This is a genomic window from Chryseobacterium sp. JUb7, assembly GCF_024806495.1.
Lineage (GTDB): Bacteria > Bacteroidota > Bacteroidia > Flavobacteriales > Weeksellaceae > Chryseobacterium.
Window position 1 is genome coordinate 161,821 of record NZ_JANUFF010000011.1, and the last position, 6,629, is coordinate 168,449.

General features: G+C 37.3%; 5 protein-coding genes. 2 read left to right on the forward strand and 3 right to left on the reverse strand.

Features of this window, described 5'->3' with window-relative positions; genetic code table 11:
* The first annotated feature begins 116 nt into the window (after nt 1–116).
* Together M2373_RS18110 and M2373_RS18115 are read left to right on the forward strand one after the other, a co-directional pair.
* Nucleotides 117–1,001: a helix-turn-helix transcriptional regulator gene (locus M2373_RS18110; protein WP_259112619.1), complete on the forward strand. Its 885-nt coding sequence runs from the start codon at nt 117–119 to the stop codon at nt 999–1,001.
* 67 nt (nt 1,002–1,068) lie between these two features.
* Complete coding sequence (locus M2373_RS18115; protein WP_259112622.1) at nt 1,069–2,235, forward strand: iron-containing alcohol dehydrogenase; 1,167 nt, start codon at nt 1,069–1,071, stop codon at nt 2,233–2,235.
* A gap of 326 nt (nt 2,236–2,561) precedes the next feature.
* Here M2373_RS18115 and M2373_RS18120 read toward each other — a convergent pair whose 3' ends face one another.
* The 3 genes from M2373_RS18120 to M2373_RS18130 all read right to left on the reverse strand — a co-directional run bounded on the left by M2373_RS18120 (nt 2,562) and on the right by M2373_RS18130 (nt 6,368).
* Nucleotides 2,562–2,963 (reverse strand): hypothetical protein, encoded by a 402-nt coding sequence (locus M2373_RS18120; RefSeq protein WP_259112624.1) that lies wholly within the window; start codon nt 2,961–2,963, stop codon nt 2,562–2,564.
* 111 nt (nt 2,964–3,074) lie between these two features.
* Complete coding sequence (gene bglX / locus M2373_RS18125; RefSeq protein WP_259112626.1) at nt 3,075–5,402, reverse strand: beta-glucosidase BglX; 2,328 nt, start codon at nt 5,400–5,402, stop codon at nt 3,075–3,077.
* Nucleotides 5,403–5,660: 258 nt separating this feature from the next.
* Nucleotides 5,661–6,368 carry a prolyl oligopeptidase family serine peptidase gene (locus M2373_RS18130; protein ID WP_259112627.1) on the reverse strand — a complete coding sequence of 236 codons (708 nt, stop codon included), beginning with the start codon at nt 6,366–6,368 and terminating at the stop codon, nt 5,661–5,663.
* Nucleotides 6,369–6,629: the final 261 nt, after the last annotated feature.

A 6,629-nucleotide genomic window follows, 5' to 3' on the forward strand; every position in this document is an offset into this window, starting at 1 on the left:
ATCAACTATGTCATTATATAAATGCGGTCTCAAAGCTGAAAAATAACTTTGAGACCGCATTTTTGTTTATAGTGTAGTCTTTATGAAAGTATTAACTTTGCTTCAAATTACTATTCATGGGCGGATTGAAGAAACTGGAGATCAAAAAGAACATTCAAAAAGAAGAAGATAAAAACCTTTTATTCCGTGTTTTTGACCTAACGAAGGAAAATTTAAAAGATTATTTTAAGCCTCATAAAAAAGATCATTTCTTAATTATTGTCCTGGAAAATGGCAGCCTCCAGATACATATTGAAGAAAAAACACATTCTTTGAAAGCTGGAAAAACTTCTGTGATATTTCCTGAGCAGGTTCATTTTATTTCTAATGTAAGCGAGGATCTTAAAGGAAAAATCATCCTTTTTGAGGAAATATTATTTTGTTCGGATATTCTGAAAAACGAACTGAGTACCTATAATGTCAATCTTTCTACACAATTGAACTGTACGGTGCTTTCTTCCGAAGATTTTCAGCAAAGCCTACACACTATAGAAGTCATAAAAAGCATTTATCAAAAACCCAGTCTTATCAAAAAAGAACAGGCGAGATTTCACATTAAAATATTTCTCCTGGGACTTATAGAATCTGTACACGGACTTCATCCTGTTTTACATAAAGAAACTGCGGACAAACCGGTTTATGTCCGATTTAAAAAGTTACTGAATGAGCATTATAAACATCACCGAACTGTTCAGTACTATGCTGAAAAACTGGCAATCAGTCCGAAAAAACTAAATTCCATTACCAAAAAACATTGTGGAGAAACAGCCATTCAGGCCATTCACAATCGTATTTTAATAGAAATCAAACGTCAGCTCATGTTTTCTGACCTTTCTCATAAGGAAATAGCTTTTGATCTTGGTTTTAATTCTCCTTCAGCACTTAATAAATTTGTAAAATCAAAACTGAAAGAAACTCCTACTGAACTTCAGCAGGAGCTGGCGCAAATGTATAACGCGTAGTCCTGTTTGTATAACATTACTCATTCCGGCTTGTCTAATTTTGTCTCATCGAAAATTAATAAGAAAAATGAGTAAATTATTTATTGCAGGAGAAGTTTTCCATGGCGCGGGAAGTCTTGAAGAATTAAAAAATATTAAAGGGACAAAAGCAGTGATCGTAACAGGAGGAAGCTCAATGAGAAAGAGCGGAACACTGGATAAAGCTGTGGCTTACCTTAAAGAAGCAGGAATCGAAACGGAAATTTTCGAAGGTGTGGAGGAAGACCCTTCATCTGCGACATGTATGAAAGGTGCTGAAGTGATCAAAGCTTTTGAACCAGACTGGATTATCGGTTTGGGCGGATGTTCTGCGATTGATGCAGCAAAAATCATGTGGGTATTTTACGAATATCCTGATGCTGATTTTGATGCGATGATTAAACCTTTTACAGTTCCGGTTTTAAGAAATAAAGCTAAATTTATCGCTATTCCTTCTACAAGCGGAACAGGAACTGAAACAACCGGTCTTGCTGTCATCACAGACAGAGAAAAAGGAGTAAAATATCCTATTGTTTCTTACGAACTGACTCCGGATATTGCAATTGTAGATGGTGAAATCTGTGCTTCAATGCCGGCTCACGTAACATCAAATACAGGTCTTGATGCCTTAACCCATTGTGTAGAAGCGTATGTTTCAAATATCGATAACAATATAGCAGATGCGCTTTCAAAAGGAGGTTTAGAGATTGTTTTTGATAATTTGAAAGAGGCGGTAGAAAATCCGAACAATATTACAGCCCGTCAAAATATGCATGATGCTTCTTTTATGGCCGGTTTGGCGTTTAATAACGCCTGGTTGGGGATTGTTCACTCATTATCTCACCAGGTTGGAGCTTTATACGGGATTCCTCACGGGGCTTCAAACGCTATTTTCTTACCGAATGTTATCCGTTATAACTCTTTTGCGACTGAGCGTTACCCAGACTTAGCCAAAGTAATTGGTAAAGAAACGACTGAAGAATTGGCTCAGGCTATTGAAACGTTACGTTCTGAGGTTAATAATCAATCTGCCATCAAAGAATTTGGAATTTCAAGAGAAGACTGGGACAAAAATCTTGATTATATCGCTAACAATGCCTTAATTGATCCATGTACCGGATTCAACCCGAGAGTTCCTACATTAGAAGAGCTAAAAGCAATTTACAATGCTTGTTATGAAGGTGCTGTATATGCTGAGGAAGTGGTTGCCGGATAATATTAATGATTTTTTAATAATCAAACCTAGCAGATTTTTAAAACCTGTTAGGTTTTTTTTGCAGTATATTATCACTAGCCCCGATTGAGCGGCATGTTTGAGCTCTTTTCTGTTTTCGGCGTCGGCTCTGCCGACGCCGAAAACAGAAAAAGCGAGTAGCAAAAGCGGGATAAAGCTCCTGATTATGTTGGAAAGTTTTAGAGTTACAAGATTATGGATAGTAGATTTCCCTCCTAATATCGAAATGACATTTAAAATAAATTTTTGAGTTCGTTTTATTTTACTTGCAACGAAAAAAAGCCACTCTTTCGAATGGCTTTTTACTTTTATTGATAGATTACGACATCATTTTTCTTAATCTGGTAGCCTGTTTTTTTGTAAGGAACTAAAACATAGCTGTCTTTTACATGACTTCCACTTTTCCACCTCTTGCCTTTGCCCTGTCTGTCAAGAATGATGCTTTTTGCATTTCCATCCGGGATGAAAATTTCTGCTTTTTTCATATTCTTACTGAAAATAACGGCAGTCATTGAAGTATAGCTCTTATCCGATTTTACTTCATTTAACTTTATTTTCTGCTCAAAAACCCGTACACAGTCATTTTTAAGTTGTGAATACGTATAACCTGCCGAACCGATACAACCGTGAACATCCCTGTCACCCCCGACTTTCTGTGCAAAAGCTAAAGAACCCAGGAACATTGCGCCTAATAAAATAGTTTTTTTCATATTTAAATTTTTAATGTTTTCAATTTGGTAAAAATTATGCCAAAATACGGTATTAGTAAATTTAATTCTAAGATATAAAAAAAGCCGCTCATTTTGAGCGGCTTATAAAATTTATTTCGTCCAGTTGATTTTTGAATGTTTTACATCCTCAGAATTGGTACCGATCATGATATCAAATTCTCCGGATTCCCAATCATACTTCAAATCTCCGTTGTAGAATTTCAGATTTTCCGGAGTAATGTCAAAAGTAATCTTTTTGGATTCACCTTTTTTGAGCATTACTTTTTGGAAACCTTTCAGTTCTTTTACCGGTCTGGTGATGCTTCCCACCATATCTCTGATGTATAACTGAACCACCTCAGCTCCATCGTAATTTCCTGAATTCGTTACCGTAACCGAAGCCTGAATAGACTGATTTCCTTTTGGATTTGCATTAGAAACCGTTATATCAGAATAATTGAATTTTGAATAACTCAATCCATAACCAAACGGATACAATGGTGTATTACACTCATCCATATAATTGGAACGGAATCTCTGATATTCGCATTTGTCAACAAGAGTCTGATCCAGCGGGCGACCTGTATTTTTAGCATTATAATAAATAGGCACCTGACCTAAGCTTCTTGGGAATGTCATTGGAAGTTTTCCGGAAGGATTTACTTTTCCGAAAAGAACATCAGCAATCGCATTTCCGGCTTCAGAACCAGCAAACCATGCATTCAGTATCGCATCAGGAGTATCTTTTACATTCGTTAATGCTAAAGGACGACCTGTGAAAAGAACCATTGCAATCGGTTTTCCGGTCTTTTTTAATTCGTTTAACAAATCTACCTGAGACTGAGGAATCGTGATTTCAGTTCTGGAAGAAGATTCACCACTCATTTCTGCTGATTCTCCGATCGCTAAAACAATAACATCCGCTTTATTAGCCACGTCCACAGCTTCTTTTAATAAAGCTTCTTTTGAACGGTTATCCCTGTCTGTTTTTTTACCGTGAGCGGCATAAATATCTTCTAATTTAGCATCATAATCGATATTGGCTCCTTTAGCAGAAAGGAATTTCACGTCCTTACCATAATTAGCCTGAAGACCTTGCATTAAATTCACAGAAATAGCATGTTTTGTCGCTACACTCCATGTTCCTGCCATATTCATCGAGTTGTTAACCAATGGACCGATCACTGCAACCGTTCCTGATTTTTTCAATGGCAACACCTGATTTTCATTTTTCATCAATACCATTGACTGAGCTGCAGCATTTCTCGCGATATTACGGTTTTCCATACTGTAAACCTCTTTTGCCGCTAGTTTTGCATCTCCATGTTTATATGGATTGTCGAATAAACCTAAATCATATTTTGCTTCAAGAATTCTTCTCGCCGCCATATCGATTTCTGCCTGGGTTACCTTTCCTTCAGATAAAGATTTTTTTAATGTTGTTAAAAAACCTTCTCCTACCATATCCATATCAACACCCGCTTTTAAGGCCAGTGCAGAAACCTGCTGAAGATCTCCCATTCCGTGGTCAACCATTTCGTTGATTCCCGTATAATCCGTCACTACGAAACCTTTGAAGTTCCATTTGTTTCTTAATACTTCTGTTTGAAGCCATCTGTTTCCGGTAGCAGGAACTCCGTCCACTTCATTGAAAGAAGCCATTACAGAAGCTACTCCTGCATCAACAGCTGCTTTGTAAGGCGGAAAATATTCATTGAACATTCTCACGTGACTCATGTCAACTGTATTGTAATCTCTTCCCGCTTCACCTGCTCCATAAAGGGCGAAATGTTTTACGCAAGCTAAAATATTGGTTCCGTTTGCCAAGTCTTTTCCCTGATAACCGTATACCATATTTTTAGCAATTTCGCTTCCTAAGAACGGATCTTCACCGGAACCTTCAGAAACCCTTCCCCATCTTGGTTCACGGGAAATGTCAACCATCGGAGAGAACGTCCAGTTGATTCCGTCTGCTGCAGCTTCTTTTGCAGCCACTCTTGCTGACTGCTGAACCAAATTCATGTCCCAAGACGCTGCTAATCCTAATGGAATAGGGAAAGTAGTTTCATATCCATGAATAACATCCATTCCGAAAATCATCGGGATTTTCAAACGGCTGTTTTCTACAGCTACTTTCTGAACCGCTTTAATTTTGTCAGCTCCTTTTATATTGAATAGTCCACCGACTAAACCTTGTTCAACTTTTTTTCCTATATCGGAACTTTTAGCCAAACCTGTAGTAAAATCACCTGAACTTGGTAAATTCAGCTGTCCGATTTTCTCATCTAATGTCATTTTTGACAAAAGATTATCTACAAAAGCTTTCTTTTTAGCCTGATATTGAGCCGTCTGATAAGACTGAACGGGCTTTGTTACCATTTCCTGTGCCGAAAATACCGGCGCAAGGGCTAAAGTTGCCATTACAATTAACTTTTTCATAAATCTATCTTCTTATAAATTATAGTTCTATTTTTTGTTTTTTTGTTGGTTAAACGCAAAGGCGCAAAGTTCTTTGATAAACTTTATAATTTTTTGGCGCAAAGGCGTTTCACTTAACAAAGGTTTTAGGCTTTGTTTTTTATAATAATGAATTTTAATGCTAGGTTTGCCAAGTTTTACTTTAAAATTGTCGTGCATATTAAGGGCGCTCAACCCAGCAAATGATAGCAATTTCTTAAAATTATCAATATTATCTAATTATTTTTCCTTTTTCTTTGACAACATCCAGTCATACAATTCAGGATTGGAATACGTTGAATCCCATGAATTGTGGTTGTCATTTGGAAAAATAGTTAATTCCGCAGATGGATTTACAGGGTGTAATTTTTGGTAAAAATTAAATGCATTTTCGGGTAACACCACATCATCCATTCCGCCATGAAAAATTTTCATATTCAAATTTTTGTACTGATCAATGTTCGCATACATCACTCTATCGGTCGGCGCACAAACTGAAACTACGGCCGCAAACATTTCAGGATGCTCCATTGCCAGTTTTAGTGTTCCCCAACCTCCCATAGAAAGCCCTGTAAGGTAAATTCTGGAAGCATCAATCTTATACTTTTTCTGAATTTCTTTAATCAAATTATAAACTGTCACCGTATCCCACCATGTATTTTCCGGACATTGAGGCGCTAAAATGGCTACAGGCTCCTTGATCAGGTTTTTATACGTGAACGGGCTGTGCGCTTTTACCGCTTCCAGATTATTTCCTCTTTCTCCCGAACCGTGTAAAAACACGATCAACGGTACATTTCCTTTTACTTTTTGAGGGTAATCGAGAATGTAGGAAATTTTTTCCTGTCTTTTAATTTCTTTGTTTAATTCTGCTTTGATTTCCTGAGCATTAAGGTTCAATGACAGTGACAGAAGTAAAAGTGGTAAATGGTTTAGTTTTAATTTCATTTTTAATATTTAGGTTTTGTTTTTTTTTAATCCTTGTCAAGGTTTGAAACCTTGACAAGGATTTATTTTTTTAAACAATATTTTAGCCCCGATTGCAGCATTTGTTTGAGCTCATTTTTGGGTTTTGGGGGGGGGGGGGGGGGGGGGGGCGCCCCCGCAAAAGAAAAAAAGGGGGTGGGGGGGGGGGGGGGTATCGGCCGGAAAAGGGAAATTTAAAAGTGGGTGCTACACTTTTATAGTGTGTGGTTATTTGTTGTGTTC